Origin of the sequence: Phocaeicola faecium, assembly GCF_014837055.1 — a bacterium.
Classification (GTDB): domain Bacteria; phylum Bacteroidota; class Bacteroidia; order Bacteroidales; family Bacteroidaceae; genus Phocaeicola; species Phocaeicola gallinarum.
In genome coordinates this window covers 497,030-518,348 of sequence record NZ_JACSPQ010000001.1, presented here as the reverse complement: position 1 = coordinate 518,348, position 21,319 = coordinate 497,030, and the positions used below count along the sequence as shown (strand labels likewise).

The 21,319-nt window shown below is 40.7% G+C and carries 19 protein-coding genes and 1 pseudogene; 18 read left to right on the top strand and 2 right to left on the bottom strand.

The annotated features are described in order from the left end of the window. Positions 1-4: 4 nt before the first annotated feature. Genes H9626_RS02220 through H9626_RS02155 form a run of 14 tightly spaced genes read left to right on the top strand, consistent with a single transcriptional unit; the run spans position 5 to position 14,565 of the window. Positions 5-1,510, top strand: a complete 1,506-nt coding sequence (locus H9626_RS02220) for a type I restriction-modification system subunit M (RefSeq protein ID WP_191709423.1) — start codon at positions 5-7, stop codon at positions 1,508-1,510. Positions 1,511-1,563: 53 nt separating this feature from the next. Beyond that, on the top strand, positions 1,564-2,559 hold the full coding sequence (gene xerA / locus H9626_RS02215) for a site-specific tyrosine recombinase/integron integrase (RefSeq protein ID WP_191709422.1): 996 nt from the start codon (positions 1,564-1,566) through the stop codon (positions 2,557-2,559). A 1-nt stretch (position 2,560) separates the two neighbouring features. After that, positions 2,561-3,301, top strand: a complete 741-nt coding sequence (locus tag H9626_RS02210) for a restriction endonuclease subunit S (RefSeq protein ID WP_191709421.1) — start codon at positions 2,561-2,563, stop codon at positions 3,299-3,301. Between the two features lie 3 nt (positions 3,302-3,304). Beyond that, positions 3,305-3,715, top strand: coding sequence for a GIY-YIG nuclease family protein (locus H9626_RS02205; RefSeq protein WP_191709420.1), 411 nt, complete (start codon positions 3,305-3,307; stop codon positions 3,713-3,715). A gap of 18 nt (positions 3,716-3,733) precedes the next feature. Next, positions 3,734-4,627, top strand: a complete 894-nt coding sequence (gene fic / locus H9626_RS02200; RefSeq protein ID WP_191709419.1) for a protein adenylyltransferase Fic — start codon at positions 3,734-3,736, stop codon at positions 4,625-4,627. Between the two features lie 9 nt (positions 4,628-4,636). Beyond that, positions 4,637-5,911 carry a restriction endonuclease subunit S gene (locus H9626_RS02195; protein ID WP_191709418.1) on the top strand — a complete coding sequence of 425 codons (1,275 nt, stop codon included), beginning with the start codon at positions 4,637-4,639 and terminating at the stop codon, positions 5,909-5,911. Between the two features lie 6 nt (positions 5,912-5,917). Then, positions 5,918-6,985, top strand: coding sequence for a Fic family protein (locus H9626_RS02190; RefSeq protein ID WP_191709417.1), 1,068 nt, complete (start codon positions 5,918-5,920; stop codon positions 6,983-6,985). A gap of 14 nt (positions 6,986-6,999) precedes the next feature. Beyond that, the gene (locus H9626_RS02185) at positions 7,000-7,542 is read left to right on the top strand and encodes a restriction endonuclease subunit S (protein WP_191709416.1); all 543 of its coding nucleotides are present in this window, start codon (positions 7,000-7,002) and stop codon (positions 7,540-7,542) included. Between the two features lie 11 nt (positions 7,543-7,553). Further along, positions 7,554-8,171, top strand: a complete 618-nt coding sequence (locus tag H9626_RS02180; RefSeq protein WP_191709415.1) for an abortive infection family protein — start codon at positions 7,554-7,556, stop codon at positions 8,169-8,171. A 4-nt stretch (positions 8,172-8,175) separates the two neighbouring features. Beyond that, positions 8,176-11,313, top strand: coding sequence for a type I restriction endonuclease subunit R (locus tag H9626_RS02175; protein WP_191709414.1), 3,138 nt, complete (start codon positions 8,176-8,178; stop codon positions 11,311-11,313). After that, a complete protein-coding gene (locus H9626_RS02170) occupies positions 11,310-12,386 on the top strand; it encodes a hypothetical protein (RefSeq protein ID WP_191709413.1) in 1,077 nt (358 codons plus the stop codon). Before H9626_RS02175 ends, H9626_RS02170 begins: the two co-directional genes overlap by 4 nt. A 50-nt stretch (positions 12,387-12,436) precedes the next feature. Continuing rightward, positions 12,437-13,447, top strand: coding sequence for a Fic family protein (locus tag H9626_RS02165; protein WP_191709412.1), 1,011 nt, complete (start codon positions 12,437-12,439; stop codon positions 13,445-13,447). Continuing rightward, positions 13,444-14,043 (top strand): YqiA/YcfP family alpha/beta fold hydrolase, encoded by a 600-nt coding sequence (locus H9626_RS02160; RefSeq protein WP_225230856.1) that lies wholly within the window; start codon positions 13,444-13,446, stop codon positions 14,041-14,043. Before H9626_RS02165 ends, H9626_RS02160 begins: the two co-directional genes overlap by 4 nt. A gap of 9 nt (positions 14,044-14,052) precedes the next feature. Continuing rightward, the gene (locus H9626_RS02155; protein ID WP_191709411.1) at positions 14,053-14,565 is read left to right on the top strand and encodes a DUF6155 family protein; all 513 of its coding nucleotides are present in this window, start codon (positions 14,053-14,055) and stop codon (positions 14,563-14,565) included. A gap of 55 nt (positions 14,566-14,620) precedes the next feature. Here the strand turns inward: H9626_RS02155 and H9626_RS02150 are convergent, their stop codons facing one another. Both H9626_RS02150 and H9626_RS02145 read right to left on the bottom strand, forming a co-directional pair. Beyond that, positions 14,621-14,896, bottom strand: coding sequence for a hypothetical protein (locus H9626_RS02150; RefSeq protein ID WP_191709410.1), 276 nt, complete (start codon positions 14,894-14,896; stop codon positions 14,621-14,623). A 115-nt stretch (positions 14,897-15,011) separates the two neighbouring features. Further along, on the bottom strand, positions 15,012-16,196 hold the full coding sequence (locus tag H9626_RS02145) for an ATP-binding protein (protein ID WP_191709409.1): 1,185 nt from the start codon (positions 16,194-16,196) through the stop codon (positions 15,012-15,014). Positions 16,197-17,137: 941 nt separating this feature from the next. Between H9626_RS02145 and H9626_RS02140 the strand changes: the two genes are divergently transcribed. The 4 genes and pseudogenes from H9626_RS02140 (at position 17,138) to H9626_RS02130 (ending at position 21,319) form a co-directional block, all read left to right on the top strand. Next, positions 17,138-18,022: an IS4 family transposase gene (locus H9626_RS02140; RefSeq protein ID WP_225230855.1), complete on the top strand. Its 885-nt coding sequence runs from the start codon at positions 17,138-17,140 to the stop codon at positions 18,020-18,022. 633 nt (positions 18,023-18,655) lie between these two features. Next, a pseudogene (locus H9626_RS02135) lies at positions 18,656-19,195 on the top strand (transposase); the annotation flags it as partial. A gap of 149 nt (positions 19,196-19,344) precedes the next feature. Continuing rightward, positions 19,345-19,587 (top strand): transposase, encoded by a 243-nt coding sequence (locus H9626_RS15215; RefSeq protein WP_438616933.1) that lies wholly within the window; start codon positions 19,345-19,347, stop codon positions 19,585-19,587. 487 nt (positions 19,588-20,074) lie between these two features. Next, the gene (locus tag H9626_RS02130) at positions 20,075-21,319 is read left to right on the top strand and encodes an ATP-binding protein (protein ID WP_191709408.1); all 1,245 of its coding nucleotides are present in this window, start codon (positions 20,075-20,077) and stop codon (positions 21,317-21,319) included.

The following is a 21,319-nucleotide window of genomic DNA, read 5'->3' as shown; positions in this document are numbered from 1 at the left end:
AGATATGGCTAAGACTAATACAGCCGACATTGGCTTTGAAAAAGAAATATGGAAAGCAGCAGATTTGCTAAGAGGTAATCTGGATGCATCGGAATATAAATCAGTCGTATTAGGATTGATTTTTCTTAAATATATCTCCGACCGTTTCGAGGCAAAATACAATGCATTGGTTGCTGAGGGTGACGGCTTCGAAGAGGACAAGGACGAATATACATCGGAAAACATCTTTTTTGTCCCCCAAGAAGCCCGCTGGTCTGTTGTGGCGGAAGCTGCTCATACACCAGAAGTGGGTACGGTAGTTGACAACGCCATGCGCTTGATTGAGAAAGAGAATGTACGATTGAAAGGTATTCTTCCTAAAAACTTTGCCCGTCCGGAACTTGATAAACGACGGTTGGGCGATGTCGTGGATTTGTTCACCAATATTCAAATGAAAGAACATGGCGATACCAAAGACATATTGGGACGAACCTACGAATACTGTCTTTCCAAATTTGCCGAGGCGGAAGGAAAACTGGCTGGCGAGTTTTATACACCAGCTTGCATTGTCCGTACATTGGTCGAAGTGCTTCAGCCATACAGCGGCCGTGTCTATGACCCTTGTTGCGGTTCAGGAGGTATGTTTGTACAGTCTGCCAAATTCATTGAAAGGCATCAAGGTAACATCAACAACATTTCCGTGTTCGGGCAAGACAGTAACCCGACCACATGGAAAATGGCTCAAATGAATCTTGCTATTCGTGGCATAGAAGCTGATTTGGGGAAATTTGCCGCAGATACGTTCTTCAATGATTTGCACCCAACATTGAAAGCAGATTTTATCCTTGCCAATCCTCCCTTCAATCTCAGCGACTGGGGAGCGGATAAATTGCAGGACGATGTACGTTGGAAGTATGGGATTCCACCCGCAGGGAATGCCAACTTTGCTTGGCTTCAGCACATGATTCACCACTTGTCACCCCGTGGACGAATCGGCATGGTGCTTGCTAATGGTTCACTCTCTTCACAGACGGGAAGTGAAGGCACAATCCGTGAAAATATCATCAAGGCGGATTTGGTGGAAGGAATTGTGGCTATGCCCTCTCAGTTGTTCTATACTACAGGCATACCCGTATCACTGTGGTTCTTGAACAGGGCGAAGAAACAAACGGGGAAAATCCTGTTTGTCGATGCTCGCAATATGGGAACAATGGTTACACGGAAACTTCGAGAATTGTCAGAGGACGATATAATGAAAATAGCCAAGACATTCGAAGATTTCGAAGCCGGAACACAGGAAAACGAAAAAGGATATTGTGCCGTAGCCACACTTGAAGATGTAGCAAAGCAAGACTATATACTTACTCCGGGACGTTATGTAGGAATTGCAGAAGTAGAGGATGACGGCGAACCGTTTCAAGAAAAAATGGAACGGCTTACTTCAGAACTTTCCGATATGTTTGTCCAGTCACATCAGCTGGAAGATGAAATCAGAAAACAATTAAGAAGCATAGGATTCATTATAAAATAAATTGAAACCGCCACATTCTTCAATTAGGAGATCCAATCAAATAAGCGAAGAATATGAAAGAAAAACTAATTCAAGAAATCAGCAATGCGATGACAGGGATTTTAAGCGTGGAACAAATAGCCCAACTGAATGGTGTGCTGTTGCAAGTAGTCAGCAAATACACCATTACGCAAGACGGAGAAAAGGCACAGCATGAGGAAACTGCCACCAACGACCGTCTGCTTGAAATCTTTCTGTCCGCCAAACAAGTGGAAGGATGCACTACACCTACCATTAAGTATTATGGTTCTACCATCCGGCAACTCTTCAAAACCATGCCAAAGAAAGTCATCAATTATACCACTGAGGACATTCGGGCTTACTTAGCGGTTTTCCAACGTAAGCACAAATCCAGCAAGGTGACAATTGACAACATACGCCGCATATTCTCTTCTTTCTTCGGATGGCTTGAGGAAGAGGATTACATTATCAAAAGCCCGGTACGCAGAATCCATAAAGTCAAGACTGGCACACAGGTGAAGGAGGTACTTACGGATGAGAATCTTGAACATTTGCGGGATAACTGCAAACAGATTCGTGATTTGGCAATTATTGATTTGCTGGCTTCTACCGGGATGCGTGTGGGCGAACTGGTAAAACTGAACCGGGAGGATATCAACTTCAATGAACGTGAATGTATCGTATTTGGCAAGGGAAACAAAGAAAGGATTGTTTATTTCAATGCCCGTGCCAAAATTCATCTCCAACAATATCTTGCTACACGTAAAGACCGCAACAAGGCACTTTTTGTTTCATTGGCTAAACCACATAACCGCCTTGAAATATCGGGAGTGGAAACCCGTTTGCGGAAAATCGGGCGAGAGGCAAAGATTGTCCGTGTGTATCCTCATAAATTCAGAAGAACTCTTGCAACGATGGCAATCGACAAGGGAATGCCCGTTGAACAGGTACAACGCTTGCTCGGGCATGTCAAGATTGACACGACCATGCATTATGCTATGGTCAATCAAACAAATGTGAAACTTTCTCACCGCAAATTCATCAGTTGAAATGAGAACAGGATATTATACATATAAACCTCATAACCTTTCTGTACGAAAAAATAAACGCAGAAATGGCAATTTAGAGCAGCAAGTGCAGGCGTTGTTCAAGGCCTGGTTCGTGGATTTCGAGCCGTTCAAAAGTGGAAAATTCGTGGATTCAGAACTTGGAAAGATACCGGCAGGATGGAAAGTTGTTGAACTTGGCAAAGTGACAACCCAAGAAAAAGAAAAAGTTGGAATACGTTCTGACGTAAAAGTATTATCTCCAGTAACTACGGGAAAACTAATGCTTTCCGAGGAGTATTTTACCAAACAAGTTTTCAGTGATAGTATAGCAAAATACATTTTGGTAAAACCAAATTCATTTGCTTATAACCCAGCACGTGTTAATATTGGCTCTATGGGTAGAAATACTTTTATGTTTGATGGCTGTGTTAGCCCTGTATATGTAGTGTTCTCATGTGAGAAAGAATACCATTATTTCTTTGATATGTATAGGCAGTTACCATCCTTTAAAGAAGAGGTGATAGCTCGTTCTATAGGAGGGGTAAGACAGACGCTCAAATATTCAGATTTTGCTTTAATTAGAATAGCCTATCCACCTCAAAATATTGTCCTAAAATTCAATGATTTATATAAACGATTACTTCATGCACAGGATATGTATCATACTGAAAGTGAAAATCTCACAGAAATAAGAGATTTATTGCTTCCAAGATTAATGTCAGGTGAAATTAAAATGCAATAAATAATGAATATAGAAAAATATACGAAAGCAAAAGGATATTGCTCTTTTAAATTGGGAGATTCTTTAAGAAAACAAACCAAAGATATACCAGATGGTGGATATGGTGTCTATATTTTTCGTAAAAATACAGAAATCGGAGATATACTATATATTGGGAAAAGCGGTACCATATTGCAGAAGGGAAGTTTTAAGTCACAAGATTTAAGAAAGAGGCTAAATAACAAACAGGACGGTATAAAAAGGGAAGATTTTTTTGCTAAAAAGATAAAAGAAGATACTAAAATCGAACAAATAATCATTGAATGGTATATTATAGATGAGCGAAAATATCTTCCTGGCTTAATTGAAGCTCTATTATTACAGGATTATTTTACGCAGCACTCTTGTTTGCCTATATGGAATAAAGAATTTTGAACCGCTAAATTCTCATTTATGGAAGATTCGGGAAAACAGCATAAGAAATCCATACGCTTCTTTAATGACCGTGAAGTTAGGGCTATATGGGATGACGAAAACAACTGTTGGTGGTTTTCAGCCACTGATATAATACGTGCCATCAACAACGAACCGGACTATACGAAAGCGGGAAACTATTGGCGATGGCTCAAACGGAAGTTGAAACAGGAAGGCATCCAACTCGTGAGTGACACTCACGAGTTCAAATTCGAAGCTCCCGACGGCAAATTGCGTAAGGCAGATGTGCTTAACAGTGAAGAGGTTGCTCTGTTAGCCAAACATTATCCCAATAACAGGGCAAACGAATTTCTTGATTGGTTCACGTATAGCGACAATACTTTAGACGGACAGAGCCGTAAGAAAGCATATCAACTGTATGAAAGCGGTTTATTGCAACGCCTTGAACCGGGCAGTCTGAAATGTTTGCAACAGATTCACGCATATATCTTTGGCGGACTGTATGATTTTGCCGGGCAGATACGCACCAAGAACATCTCAAAAGGCGGATTTACTTTCGCGAACTGTATGCATTTCCCTGAAACGTTGCAAATCATTGAGCGAATGCCGGAAACAACCTTTGATGAGATTTTGGACAAATATGTTGAAATGAATGTTGCCCACCCTTTTATGGAAGGGAACGGTCGCACAACCCGAATCTGGCTTGATTTGATACTTAAACGGTCACTCAAGCGATGTGTGGATTGGAGCCAAATAGACAAAAACGAATATCTGACAGCCATGCGCGAAAGTGTGACAGACAGCACCCACATCAAAACTTTGGTGAAATCTGCACTGACCACTAAAATAGATGACCGTGAGATGTTTATGAAAGGAATTGATTATTCTTATTATTACGAACAAAACGATTGATAAGTTGACATGGAAGACTGGAAAGAATATAAATTAGGCGATATTGGAACCATTGTTGGTGGAGCTACTCCATCAACAAAAGATTCATCTAATTATGATGGCAACATAGCATGGATCACGCCAAAAGATCTATCGAATCTTAATTGTAGATACATTTCTCATGGAGAGAGAATGATTAGTCAAAAAGGATTTGATGATTGCTCTTGTAGAATGTTGCCCAAGAATAGCATTTTATTTTCTTCACGGGCACCAATAGGATATGTTGCAATTGCTCAAAATGCATTATGCACTAATCAAGGGTTTAAGAGTATCATCCCTAATAATGAAATTGTTGATTCACTGTTCCTATACTATCTTCTTGTTTATTATAAACCTGTCATTGAAAATATGGGAAGTGGCACAACTTTCAAAGAAGTTTCTGGCAGCGTAATGAAAGCTTTGACTGTAAACATTCCTAATATAGATGAACAGAAACGCATTGCAGCAATACTTTCGTCCCTTGACGACAAAATCGAGCTGAACCGCCGGATAAATGGCAATTTAGAGCAGCAGGCGCAGGCGTTGTTCAAGGCCTGGTTCGTGGATTTTGAACCGTTCAAGGACGGGAAATTTGTGGATTCGGAGCTTGGAAGGATACCGGAAGGATGGAAAGTTGGGCGATTCAATAATATCATAGAATCAACACTTAGTGGTGATTGGGGAAAAGAAAGACAAGAGGGTAATTATATTAAGAAAGTCTTTTGCCTTAGAGGTGCTGACATTCCTGATGTTAAAATAGGGAATAAAGGGTATATGCCAATACGATTTATCCTTGAAAAGAATTTTGCAACAAAGGCATTGACAGCTGGAAATTTAGTAATTGAAATCTCTGGTGGCAGTCCAACACAATCAACAGGTCGAATTTGTAGAATATCACATGAATTATTGACTAAATACAATAATTCTATTGTATGTACTAATTTCTGCAAAGCAATCAGACCAATGGTAGGATACTCTTCTTTTATGTATTATATGTGGGAGAAACTCTACAACGAAGGAGTAATGTTTTCTTATGAAAATGGAACTACAGGAATTAAGAATCTTGACATCAATGGATTGACTCAGAAAGAGCCAATTATTATTCCTCCAATAGAAGTCGCACTGAACTTTGAGAAATATGTTGATATTTATTATAACAAGATACAGAAAAATGGAATAGAATCAGAACAGCTTTCTCATCTTAGAGATACACTCCTCCCCAGACTAATGTCCGGCGAACTGAATGTTAACACTATAACTGAATGAAACAGAATGAGTGATTTCGACAAATATATAAAGCAAGGCGAACCTAATAGCAAGGAAAAGGCGCAAGCGTGGCAAACCGCAATCGGGCTGCAAGACGTTGACGGTCTTAAACCATCGAAGTATCTGTTGCAGACGGCAGGCAGACACATCGAAGGCGACATTACTATTGACGAGGTAAAGCACTTGATTGACAGCTATTATCTATCAAAGGCGAATAGGAAGGACGTAGAGAATGAACGAACCGAAGAAGCGGATAAAGTATCTGCAAGAATCACCGAGATACTATCCGAGAAATCCTTTTCATTCACGCCAGATTATCTGATACTCATCCATAAGCGGTTATTTGATGGCTTGTACAAATTTGCAGGAAGATTGCGCGATTATGACATAACCAAGAAAGAATGGGTACTTGACGGGGATACTGTTTTGTACTCCAACCATGAGTTAATCCGTCAGACACTTGAATACGATTTCGGACAAGAAAAGAGTGTAGATTATCCGTCACTTGGTGCCAATCAAGCATTGAGGCATATATGTAAGTTTGTTTCGGATATTTGGCAAATCCATCCTTTCGGAGAAGGAAACACACGTACCACTGCCGTGTTCACCATGAAATACCTTCATACATTTGGATTCACATTTAACAACAGCGTGTTTCAAGAACACTCATGGTATTTCAGGAATGCATTGGTCAGAGCCAATTACAACAACTACGCAAAAGGAATCTCCGCCACAACATCATTCTTGGAACTGTTTTTCAGAAACTTGTTGTTTGGCGAGAAAAACGAGTTACATAACCGGGCGCTGCATATCGCAGCCATCCAAAGTGCCAGCACCAATGATTCAAAGAGCCAAAATGGCACCTTGAATTGCACTTTGGATGAGATTGCTTTGCTGAAATTCCTTAAAGACAATCCAGAAGCCACTCAAACTGAGATTGCCGTACATATCGGCAAATCCCCCCGAACTGTCAAGCGAATAACCCCTTCTTTGATAGAGCGTGGCTTGTTGGAACGAGAAAACGGAAAAAGAAACGGGAAATGGGTCGTTAAAAATATAAATTTGAACCGCTAAATTCTCATTTATTTATGGAGCTAAAGAAAATACACATATCAGATATTGGCAAAGTTGTTACTGGAAAAACTCCCAGAACATCTATTGTTGAAAACTATGGCGGTAATATTCCTTTTCTTACCCCGTCAGATGACTTATCTTATAAGTCCGTTCCTAAAACAAGTAAAACTCTTACCGAACAAGGATTGAACGAAGTGAAAAATTGCTTACTACCTCCACACTCTGTGTGCGTAAGTTGTATTGGATCTGATTTGGGTAAGGTTGTAATGACATTAGAGCCAACTATTACCAATCAGCAGTTTAACTCTATTATCCCCAATCGGCAATTTAATACTGATTTTGTGTACTATCTCATGACATTGGTCGGTAAGGAATTGAATTATCTTAGTAAAACTTCCACTGCCGTACCTATTATAAATAAAAGTTCATTCTCAAACTATGAGGTTGAAGTCCCAGATTTGAAAAAGCAGGAAAAGATAGCTTCAATTCTTTCTTCCCTTGACGACAAAATCGAGTTGAACCGCCGGATAAATGGCAATTTAAACATAGCCGCATAAAAAACATCTATATGAAATGGATTCGTGAACATATCAGTAAAATGCCAAGTTTCAATTACTTGAATGCTCATATTTTGACCATTGAAAACACGATTGAAACCAATCCAGACTTATGCATTGAAGTCTGCAAAAGCATGATAGAAAGTCTTTGCAAGACAATTCTTACCAATCGAGCTGTCGCATACAATGCTGATTGGCAATTTCAAACTTTGGTGAAACTGACATTGGAAAATGTGTTCACAGGAGAATTACACAAAACGAACAAAATAGAATTGATTAGACGGATTGCATCTGTTGTACAAAAGCTGGGTGAAATGAGAAACTGTTCCGGTTTTGCTTCACATGGACAAGACAAACAACATATCCCCTTTGATAAGACTACGGCTTTATTGACATACAAAACAACCGATGTAATAGGAGGTTTTATCCTGCACGTTTATGCCTGTTCCAACAGCCCCAATTCACGCATTCATTACGAAGATTGCCAGTCTTTCAACGAGTCGTTTGATGAAGAAAATCCGTTGGAATTGGGCGGTGTGATTCTCTCCGCTTCCGAAGCCCTGTACAAACAGGATTACGAAGCATACAAAGAAGTGTACTATTCTTATTTAAACAACTTAAAAAATTAGCGATATGTCATTCACAGAAGGTAGTTACGAAAACGCATTGATTTCCCTGTACGAAAACATGGGATATCAGCATCTATATGGTCCGGACATAGAACGCGATTATTATGTACCGTTCTACGAAGAACAGGTGCTGGACAGTTTGAGTTCAATCAATCCCAATAAGCCACAAGCTGCCATCCATGAGGCCATAGCCAAGCTGAAAGACATAGATACCGGAAGCCTGACTCAGAAGAATGAGCTTTTCATGGACTATCTTCAGCATGGCATAGAAGTTTCTTACTTTGACAGCAAAGAACAACGCAACGAAATAGTTTACTTGATTGATTATGAACACATCCATCGGAACAATTTCCAGATAGTCAACCAATGGACATTCGTGGAACATTCAGAAAAACGGGCTGATATGGTCGTTTTCATCAATGGATTGCCACTTGTTATCATTGAGCTTAAATCACCTTCACGCGAAGAAACAGATGCATCGGAAGCGTATCTTCAACTGCGGAACTACATGAAGGAGATTCCATCTTTATTTATATATAACGTATTCTGCGTAATAAGTGACATGTTTTGCTCCAAGGCGGGAACAATCACCAGCAAGGAAGACCGATATATGGAATGGAAAACCAAAGACGGTGATTATGAGAGTACGGATTTTGCCGATTATGACACCTTTTTTGAAGGAATATTCGCCAAGGAACGCTTGATAGACATCATCAAGAACTTTGTATGTTTTTCAAAAGACGAATCAGGAGATGCCAAGATATTGGCAGCCTATCATCAATACTTTGCCGTAAAGAAAGCAATAGAACGTACAAAGATTGCTATTGGAAATGATGGAAAAATAGGTGTGTTCTGGCATACACAAGGCAGCGGAAAATCATTGTCCATGGTTTTCTATGCCCACCTGTTGCAAGAAGAACTTTCACAGCCGACCATTGTCGTAATCACCGACCGCAATGACTTGGACGACCAACTTTATACTCAATTCTCCAAATGCCAAGACTTCTTACGTCAAGTTCCCGTACAAGCAAAAAGTCGGGACGATTTGAAATCCCTACTGTCCGGACGAGAAGCAAACGGCATAGTATTCACCACCATGCAAAAGTTTGAGGAATCGGATGAACCTCTTTCTTTGCGAAAAAACATTGTGGTCATGACAGACGAAGCCCATCGCGGTCAATACGGTTTCGAAGAAAAAATCAGAATGACTAAGAATGAAAAAGGGGAAGATATAGCCAAACGAGTCATCGGTACTGCAAGAATCATTCACGATTGCTTGCCCAATGCCTCATATATCGGCTTTACGGGAACACCTATCTCCACCAAAGACCGCGATACCGTAGAAGTGTTTGGCAACTATATTGATGTTTACGACATGACACAAGCCGTGGCCGATGGTGCTACCTGTCCGGTGTATTATGAATCGCGCGTAGTCAACCTGAAACTGGATGAAGCCACCCTCAAAGCCATTGATGACGAATATGAGCTTCTCGCTGAAGAAGGGGCAACGGAAGAACAGATAGAAAAGAGCAAGAAAGAGATGTCGCATCTGGAGGAAATCTTGGGTGCTCCAGCTACAATAGATTCTCTTTGCCGGGATATTTTGAAACACTATGAAGAAAACCGACAATATGAACTGACGGGAAAAGCCATGATTGTTGCCTATTCACGCCCTATTGCCATGAGTATATATCACAAGATATTGGAACTCCGTCCTGATTGGGATGAAAAAGTAAAGGTAGTAATGACCGGAAGCAATAAAGACCCGGAGGAATGGCACGACATCATTGGCAACAAACAATACAAGAAAGAGCTTGCCAAACGCTTCAAGGACGATAACGACCCGATGAAGATAGCCATTGTTGTGGATATGTGGTTGACAGGTTTTGATGTCCCGTCATTGGCTACCATGTATGTGTACAAACCTATGAGCGGACATAATCTGATGCAGGCCATTGCCCGTGTAAACCGCGTATTTAACGGAAAAGCCGGCGGATTGGTTGTTGATTATATAGGAATAGCAAAGGCTTTGAAAGAAGCTATGCACGATTATACTCGACGTGACCGTAAGAATTTTGGCAATCCTGATATTAAAGAAACGGCTTTGCTTAAATTCAAAGAGAAACTGGAAATATGCCGCGACTTGTTTCATGGCTATGATTACAGTCTATTCCAAACCGCATCGGATGCTGAATGTGCCCAGATTATCAAAAGTGGCGTGAATTTTATCATGTCACCAGACAAACAAGAAAAGCAACAGACTTTTCTAAAAGAAGCCATGTTGTTGCATAATTCCATCACTTTGTGTCGCAGTCTGCTAAATGAACAACAACGCTACGAAGCGGCTTTCTTTGAAACCGTCCGTACCCTGCTCTCCCGAATGACAGGAAAAGGAAAAGTTTCCAAGAAAGAAATAAATGCAAGAATTGGTGAGTTGCTGAAACAAAGTGTAAAAAGTGACGGAGTTATCAATCTGTTCTCAGACGTCAAAGCAGAATTTTCTTTGTTTGACTCTGCTTTCTTAGAAGAAGTGTCGAAGATGAAAGAAAAGAACATTGCGGTTGAACTTCTGAAACGACTGCTGGCTGAGCGTGTATCCTTATATCAAAAGACAAACATTGTGCAGGCTGAAAAGTTTTCTGACCTATTGAACCGTTCTTTATCCTCTTATCTAAAAGGCTTACTTACCAATGAAGAGGTGATACAAGAACTCTTGAACTTAGCAAAAGAAATCTCGTCTTCCGAATCAGCAGGAAATGACTTAGGTCTTACACGGGAAGAAAAGTCATTTTATGATGCTTTGACGAAGCCGCAAGCTGTACAAGATGTTTATACCAATGAACAATTGGTAGCCATGACCAAAGAACTTACGGAGGCACTTCGAAAGAATCGCACAATCGATTGGCAAAAAAAAGAATCGGCACGGGCCGGTATGCGAAAGATGATAAAACGTCTGCTAAAGAAATACCATTATCCACCCGAAGAAGCTGCCAACGCATTAGAAACGGTTATCCGTCAATGTGAACAATGGACAGACAATGAAGATACTTCAAGCGAACCGAAATTATATAGCTTGCAAGAGAAGTCTTATTCAATGGCAGCGGAACCAAATGTTGAATATAATAAGCGCAATAAAGAATGAACGAACAGAAATTAATAAAATACCTCGCTTCTTATAAAGAATGGCTGATAAAGAATCCATCAGCAGCAAATGAAGCGAAACAAGAACGGATAGAGGCACAGCGAAAAGCTCATACTTTTACTAAAGAGCGACTTCTTACCATGTCTGAAGATGACTTATTCGAATATCTTTCGCCATTATGGGCTATGGCTATGTGGGGCAATAAGCATTATCAAATTGACAATATCATAGAAGCCAATGGAATAGAATTGCTCCGCAAACAATTTACCAATTTGATTTATGGAGAAACGGATATTGAAAAAAGATGGGATGATTTTCGTTCAAAGATTAAAGGAATCGGCCCGGCCATTATGAGTGAGCTGTTATGCAAAACATATTCCTCACAATATTTACTTTGGAATAAAAAGACATACACCGGATTCAAAACACTGAACATCGATAATCTTCCACGCTATGAGGCAAGATTGGACGGAAAAATGTATGCAAAACTATCCGAGATTGGACGAGAATTGCTTACGAAATCCCAAGAATACGGATATAATGAAATCTGTGATTTGTTGGCGTTAAACTCTTTTATTTGGAATGAGTTACAAGACGATTCTACAGACTGTACCATTCCCGACAAAGGAGAAGAACTTATTGCTACAAGCAAAAAAGATGCGACTTTCATCCATAATGACATCCGTGACAAAGTGGCTGAAATCGGACATTGCTTAGGCTTCCGAGCTGAAGTTGAAAAGAAAGTTGCCGCAGGCGCAGTGGTTGATGCTATTTGGGAAGTTACCATTGGGAACATGGGGCGCGTGATTTATGTGTTTGAAGTTCAAACTTCTGGTTCTATCGACAGCTTGATACTAAACTTAATGAAAGCCAAAAACAACAAAGCGGTTCAAGGCATTGTCGCTGTGACAGACCAAAAACAGATTGAACGGATTAAAAAAGAGATTGAATCACTCCCTATAAAAGATGAAGTGAAATTTTGGGATTACACAGAGGTGCTAAAGATACATGAAGCCTTGCAATTCGTAAATGAATCCATTAATCGGCTCGGACTTGTTCCGAATGGTTTGTAACAAAAGATGCTGCATTTATGAATGATTCCAAAGTCAAATAAAGCTATACGATGAAAGATATTGATAAGAAACTGATAGAAACCATAAGCCGATACACAGCTTCAGGAATTGAGCAACAGGTTGATTATGAGAAATTCTACCTCTATTCGCTTATTACGCACTCAACCGCCATCGAAGGTTCTACCGTAACAGAGGTGGAAAACCAATTGTTGTTCGATGAAGGCATTGCTGCCAAAGGTAGAAGCCTTGTTGAGCAGATGATGAATGTGGACCTTAAAAACGCTTATCTTTTCGGTTTTGAATGGGCAAAAACATCCAAGCCCTATACAGTCAATTTTTTATGCGAGTTGGCAGCTAAAGTCATGCGACGTACAGGCTCTGAGTACTCCACATTGGGCGGTAACTTTGATTCCTCAAAAGGTGAGTTGCGCCGATGCAACGTAAGTGCAGGCATTGGAGGAAGAAGTTATATGGCATTTCAAAAAGTTCCACAAGCTACCGCTGATTTCTGCCAATGGCTGAACGATACACTTGTTTCTGTAGATAGAAATAATATGGCGGCCTGCTATCGTCTGAGTTTCGAAGCCCATTTTCGTCTGGTAACCATTCATCCGTGGGTGGACGGTAATGGACGCACCACAAGGCTTCTGATGAACATCATACAAAGGCAGTTAGAACTCATCCCTTCCATCGTAACGAAAGAAGCCAAAGGTGAATATATCCAGGCTTTGATTGATAGCCGTGAGCAAGAAGACAGCACGATTATTCAAGATGTCATGCTTGCCCAGCATATCACCAACCTTGAAAGCAGGATTTTACAGTATCAGCAAAGCATAAATGATACTGTAAACGATGAAAGTGATACTGTAAATGATACTGCAACGCGGCTTATTACCTTGATTAAGGCACATCCGGAATATACTTACGATGAATACGCCAAAGCACTGAACATGGGTCGGGCTACCGTAGCTCGTTATATTAAAAAGCTGAATGGGACGGTTATCAAACGCATCGGCTCGGACAAAAACGGGCATTGGGAAATTATAACAAACGGACAATGATGATAAAGAAAATTCTTTTTCTGCACGGCTTCTTTGCTTCGGGCAGTTGCATACCTGCACAGACGTTGAAGCAAGCATTTGTGGGCAAGGCGGAAGTCCTCACACCCGACCTACCCTTGCATCCGAAAAAGGCATTGGCGTTTATTGAAAACATCTGCCAACAAGAAAAGCCTTGCGTATTGGTGGGCAACAGCAACGGGGCATTCTTAGCACAGATAGCGGCATCCCGACTCGGTTTGCCTGCCCTGTTGAGCAATCCTTACTTAGAAATGACCCGCTTTCTTACAGAACGCATTGGACCGCACGAATACAAGTCACCACGGGCAGACAGGCATCAACATTTCATAATCGACCAATCCCTCATAGAGGAGTTTGCCGAGGTACAAGCCCATCAATGGGATGCCTACCGACCGGAACTGGATAACCGCATCTGGGGACTATTCGGGGAGAATGACCATCTGGCGCATTTTGAACCGTTGTTCTTGCAACACTATACTCATACCTATCACTTTCCTGGTGCCCATACGCCCACAGCGGAGGAGGTACGAGAGTATTATGTGCCGCTGGTAGAAAAACTATATACAACAACCCTATAACAAACAAATATGTCAAAAGCAAAACTAAAAAAATACCTGCAAACGCTCTCCAAAGAACAAGTTATCGAAGTGATGCTTGAACTTTATGACGCACGTAAAGAAGCCAAAGACTATCTGGAGTTCTATCTAACTCCTGACAGCAAAGCCGAATTGGAGAAATGCAAGAAAACTATCCGGCAGGAGTTCTTCCCCACCCGTGGTTTCTCGGAAAAGCCCTCATTCGCAAAGTGCAGGAAAGTCATTTCCGATTTCCAAAAACTGAAAACTGAACCGACTTATGTCGCAGACCTAATGCTTTTCTACATCGAACAGGGGTGCGAATATACCGTGACTTTTGGCGACATGTGGGAGCAATATTACATTACTTTGGAAAACAACTTCGACAAAGCCATGAAGTTTATTTTCATGCATGGTTTATTGGCGCAATATTATGAACGGATAGAGAAATTGCTTGATAATGCCAGCAACTGTGGTTGGGGATTTTATGATACGCTTTCAGAAATCTATCACCAATACAGGTAACTAAAAAAGAAAACCATTCCCTGCTTAGATACACAAAGAATGGCTTTCCCAATTTCTACTCCATTGACTCCCGGATAATGCGCAAAGTTTCCTTTTTATATTCTTTACGATTGTACTTTTCTCCTCTGCACATCCAGCAGCTACACGGAGTTCCTGTGGTTTGATAAACCTTTGCCCATTTGTCCTTTGCCAGTTTGAACCAATGTGGATGATTGTCTATACTTCCATCCTCACGGATAACAGGAGTTCCATAAGCTGCATAAAGAATCATGCGAGCCTTAAACACACGCGCCATTTGTTGGCGCCTCCAAAGTTTGTTTCTTTTGTCCATCGTCTCTTTGTATTAAAGTTAGGATGAACAATGATTTTACTTTCGTGAAACTTAATGTATCCATAGTTTTTCCTTTTTATTATTCTTAATTCATTGACTTGAAGGCTTAACCTCCTCAAAAGAGTTTCCTCACATCCATCGAAAGAAAATCTTCCGCACTGATGCCTCCATCACCTACAATAAACGCCGATTGCGGATTGAAAAGTTTGCGGAATTTATCCAATCCTTCTGTCCGTTTCTCCGCATTGCTTTTCACCTCAATGGCGACCACCGAACCTTTCTTGCGCAAAACGAAATCGACTTCATCGTCTCGTTCACGCCAATAGAATACCTCAAAGCGATGCACGAAGGCTTGGCTTACCAGATAGGCACCGATACCCGATTCAAAGATTCGTCCCCATGCCTTGCGGTTGAGTATCGCCTGTTCAAAGGTCAACGGACTATATACCATCTTCAACGCATTGTTATAGACCTGCAACTTAGGAATACTGGCACGTCGCCTTGCCATATCCACGCTGAATTTCTGAAGCCCACAAAGCAATCCGCTTTCATCCAACAGATTGATATAGCCTGCCAATGTTACTGTGTTCCCTGCATCTTGAAGCGAGCCTAACATCTTGTTCAATGAAAGCAATTCGCCCGAATAAGCTGCTCCCAGCTCAAAGGTTTGCCGAAGTAAGGCTGGTTTACTTATCGGCGTATCCATCAGAATATCTTTGTTAATGGTCGCCTCGATGATAGCCGACTGAATGTATTGGCTAAAGCGGTCTTCATCGCCAATTAAAGTGGCAGCACCGGGATAGCCTCCGTAAAACATATATTGGTCAAGCGAGAAACCGAAGCACTCCTTCATTTCCTGATAGCTCCAATGGCTCATACGTATTTCCTCAAACCGTCCAGCAAGAGATTCAGACAAACCTTTTTCTAATAACACACGACTGCTCCCTAAAAGCAAAACTTTAATATCGCGGTCATGGAACGTATCATCGTCCCACTCCTTTTTCACTACCTCACTCCAGTTGGCAATCTTCTGTATCTCATCAATTACAAAAATAACGCTTCCCCAGCCTTTGCTCTCCTTCAAGCTGCGCACAGCCGCCCAACAATCAGAAATCCATGCATTGTTCGTAGCCGGAACATTGTCGGCAGAAAAGAACTGGTAAGGCATATCCAAATCTTTCAGCACTTGTTTGACCAGCGTTGATTTTCCTATCTGCCGGGCGCCCATAACGACTTGAATGAACCTGCGAGGTTCTTTCAAGCGTTCTGTAATCAACTGATATTCTGCTCGTCTATACATACTATTACATTTTACTCAATGCGATGAAAACTTTTACTCACAGCAAAAGTAACAAATTTATTTGAGTAATAATCATAGATTTACAAGAAAAACATTATCTTTGTGGAAGTAATCAAGCGTTCTGTAACATATACGGTGAAATCCTTTGTCTATCAATGTTTTGTACATGGCAGAGGATATTTCACAAAAAGACTGAAAAAAGGCGGTACAAGACCATGAGCGAAAGCCATTGAATGTAAACACCTTACATTTTCTTTTCGACTTCGTTCAATTGTCAGAATACGACTTGTACCTTTTAAAATGAATAGCCGCTGATATTCAATGATGTATGCCTGATGCATCGGCAAATAGCTGATTATCAACAATATTACAATATATTGCTAACTATTTGAAAGCCACCGTTTTGGTGGCTTTTTTCATTTTAACACTTTCCATTTGAAACTTGTTATAACCAGTTTTTAAGGATAAATTTGGCTCAAATATCGTTCCTGTCCCTAAATTTTGCGACCAAATGGCAATGGAAAAATGACATATATGGCACCTCATGCAAAAATTGCAAAAGTGACAAATGTGCGCCCATTGACATGTTGGACACCTCGTGAAAATTCCTGCAAATACCTGAAAATTGCTGCAAAGGAAATGGACGATTTTAACATGCCAAAAATATGAAGATTTTAAAGAAATGTTTAACACGTGGAGAAGAATTTATTGCATCCAAGATGTCAAGTAAATACTGCTGCAGAGAGTGCGAACGTGACGCATCTCGCAAACGTGAAGCAAAACGGAAAAAAGTGTCCGGGAAAGTGAAAAAGAAGCGGCTCTTCATTAGTGTCCACTAAAAAATCATAGAAGTTCTTTGCAATTATTGGAATTCAATTTGTTATAAGTGCTTTGGGAGTCAACGGATTTGAATTTACTATAAAAGTATTAATCAGACCGTTATGCATAAAGACAAGTTCGTTTTTGCTCAATTAACCCGATTTCTTGATCGCAATCACTTCAACTATCTCGTAAAGAAGTATGAAGGCGACAAATATATCAAGAGTTATACCTGTTGGAATCAACTACTTACGATGATGTTCGGTCAGATTTCCAATCGGGAGAGCCTCCGGGATCTGGTTGTGGCTATGGAAGCACACGCTGGGAAACTCTACCATCTCGGAATCGGGAAATCTGTAACACGAAGCAATCTCAGTAAGGCTAATGAGCAACGTGATTACCGTATTTTCGAGGAGTATGCAACATTCATGATTGCCGAGGCCCGCAAGCGTAGAATCAATAAAATATTCGAACTTGACGGTCATGTTTACGCATTTGACTCTACCACTATTGATCTGTGCCTGTCGGTGTTTGAATGGGCTAGATTTCGCAAACACAAAGGCGGAATAAAGTTGCATACGCTCTATGATATTGAAGCGGAAGTACCTGCATTTGTGCACATTACACCTGCCAACATTCACGATTCAAAGGCTATGCCTGAGATACCATACGAATCTGGAGCGCACTACATATTCGACCGTGGATATAACGATTTCAGCAACCTTAATACGATAAGTCGTATAGGTGCTTTCTTCGTTGTACGAGCCAAAACAAATGTACGGATCAAGCCTAAAACCTGGAAACGAAGATTGCCGGAAGGTGTAGTTTCGGATGTAATCGGATGCTTTACGGTTTATAAAAGTTCTAAGGATTATCCCGAGGAACTTAGAAAACTCATCGTTGAGAATCCTGAAGACGGTACACGATATATCTTCCTGACAAACAATCTTGACGCATCTGCGGAGTTGATATCATCGCTTTATCGAAACAGAACTATACATCATTAATCAACACGATTATTATATCTCCTCCCAACTGTGGTAAAATAGCCCAAAGAAACTTTAGTCTCAGCTAATACTAGGTTTGAAAGTCTCTAAAATTGATTACTACAGAAAAGAGAGAGCTTTGTTGCTTAATATCAAATACCATTTCCCCGATTTTGACTGCGCATTCGTTCTCCATACCACAGAGTTCCGTTTTACAGATTTATAGAAAGATACAGCACTATGCATGTGTTCCATTACATGTCTGTAAAATAATAGCCAACAATGCCTCTATAATGGATACATTGTTTTGAAGCATATGATAATTATTCTCAGGATTAGCCCATATCTGGTTAAGTTATCTTTTTCTGCTATTATATTCAAGATAGATTGGGCGAGTAACATTACCCGGTAATCCACTAGTCAATATGTTTATTATAGGTGACGGTCCCAAACATATACTAAAAGTTTTCAAGTTTGGGTTATTTCTTCTAATTTCGTAATCTTCATCCTATCCTTCAAACCCCAGTAATCCAAAACTAATCTATTGATTCTATTTTTATCTTCATCAGAAAACCAAGTTACTTCACACTGAGATGTAACAGAAACATTATTGAAAAACCAATCCATGTATTCCTAGAAGTGATTTAAACCCAAATGGGCCGTTACTCGGACAGTTCGGAACAACGCTTCCGGCAGTTGTTTGAACGTGAGTTTGACTGGATGCAGTTCAATCTCTTTCTTATGCGGCAGCGGTTTGGAGAAAGCGTTAGAAAAGCCATTGCCATAGACGCGAGCTACATTTCAAAGTCGGGAAAGAAGACTCCTTATATCGGCAAGTTCTGGTCGGGATGCGCTTCTCAGGTGAAACGAGGCTTAGAAATTCTCGGTATCGGCATTGTCGACATTGACAGTCGGGACTGCATGACGCTGCGTGCGGAACAGACACCGGACAAGGGGTATCTGGAAAAGCAAGGCGAAGATTACAACCTTGTGGACTGGTATCTTGACGTGCTCCGCAAATACAAGGATAAGCTGCTTCGCATAACACGTTATGTCGTTGCAGACGCATGGTTCTCAAAGGCGAAGTTCGTGGGTGAAGCCTGCCTGATGGGATTCCATGTCATCAGCCGCCTGCGTGATGATGCCGCCTTGTGGTATGCACATGACGGTGTCCGCACGGGCAAGAGGGGACGGCCGCGTATCAAAGGCGAGAAGATTGATTTTGAGAAACTCGACCTTCAGCGTTGTGAAGTTCTCGATATTGAAAGAGGAAAGGCTTACTCAATCAAGGCCTATTCAAAGGCAATGAAACGCAACATCAAAGTCGTGGCTCATTATCCGGAATCAGGAGGACAAAAATCTATTTCTCCACCGATCTTGACATGTCGGCCAAAGACATCATCGAATACTACCGTACAAGATTCCAGATTGAGTTTTGCTTTCGGGATTCCAAGCAGTTCACCGGACTCAATGATTGTCAGGCAAGAGACTTGAAGAAACTCAACTTCGCTTTCAACCCAAATCGGTCATTAGAAAATTCAGCTTTCTTTTTGCGCAAAATGTGCCGTAGTTATGGCAAGAATTAAGCAATGCACAGTTAAATCAAGCTGCAGGCAGACTTTTCACTTGCATTTTGCATGTGAAAATCTCTAATGACCGATTTGGGTTCAATGCTTCACTGGCCCCGATAAACATCGCAAAGGTCATGCGGAAACGATACTATCCCTCGCTTTCCATAGGACTGCTAAAAGCCTATCTGAGTAATGTTTATATACTCAAAAGAATTTTTAGTAAGTCCGGTCTGAAACCGAACAGAACTTTTAATACTAAACTTATCAAAGAACTCTTTGGCTTTGTGGCGGAAGCCGCTTAGCCGATATGTTGAATTTTTAACGGACTATTAATATCACGAGAAGGTAATTCTTTCAATAAGTATGGCAGTTCTTGGTCTCAATGATTTGATTTTTACTCAATGATGATTTTGTATTGCATAAAATAGCATACATTTTATGCAATATGCATTGCTGTTTGAATAAAAAATAGTAATATTGCACTTGAATAATAATATAGGAGATGAAAACAATCATTCTAAATCAGCGCAAAGAACGTGATGAACTGATGTCTCGTCCGTATTTGATACGTAAGAGCATCCAAGATACAGATTTGTTATTGAGCAACCATCTGATCAAGTTGATAACAGGTCCTCGACGGGTGGGCAAATCTACTCAGGCATTATTGATGCTGCGAGACAAGAATTTCGCATATCTGAACTTCGATAATTATCAATTGCTGGAAACTTGGGATGCGAATCTGGTCATGCGGATGCTGGATGATGTCTATCCTGGGTATGAATATATCCTGTTGGACGAGGTCCAGAACCTTGAAGCTTGGGATCTGTGGGTCAGTGAATTATATAGGATGGGAAAGAATCTTGTAATAACAGGCAGTAATGCCAGAATGCTCAGCAGTGAAATGGCTACAGTATTGACAGGCAAGTATCTTCAGGTAGAGATGTTGCCTTTCAGTCTTGAAGAGTTTTTCGATTGGAACAAGCTTGATCTGCATATACTGAAACCGGAACACAAAACAGAATCTCTTGTGCTGACAGATGACTATTTGAGGAATGGCGGTTATCCGGAAGTAGTCGCTTCACGCCAATTGACACGCAATTATCTTGACACGTTGTTTGATTCCATTATATGGAAAGATGTGGCTAAGCGTCATAATGTCCGGAATGTGACAGATCTGAATAACTTGGCCATGTATCTTGTCTCGAACTTCTGTAATCCTGTTAGTGCTAATGAATTGACATCGGAACTTGACTTCTCCAGTGTCAATACGACTAAAAAATATATGGATTATCTCCATGAACCATACCTTTTCTATTATTTGTCACGCTACAACAATAAGCTTAAGCTGATGAAAAAAGCCCCAAGGAAAGTATATGTCGTTGACAACGGTTTTGTGGCATCAAAGGCATTTTCCTTGAGTGACAATTTAGGGCGACTGCTTGAAAATCAAGTTTTCATAGAACTTATACGCCGGGGCTATGATGTTGAAAAGACCATGTTTTATTATCGTTCACGGAATGATAAAGAAGTTGATTTTGTCCTTCGTGAAGGACCACGCATATTACGCCTTGTCCAGGTATGTTATGATATGAGCAGTCCTAAAACGGAGAAGCGGGAAATGGACAGCATTGTTGAATGTGCCGGAGAATTAAAGTGTGATAATCTTGTTATTGTGACTTATAATGATAAGCGCACAATTGAGAAAGATGGTTATAGGATAGATGTAGTGCCAATCACAGAGTTTTGA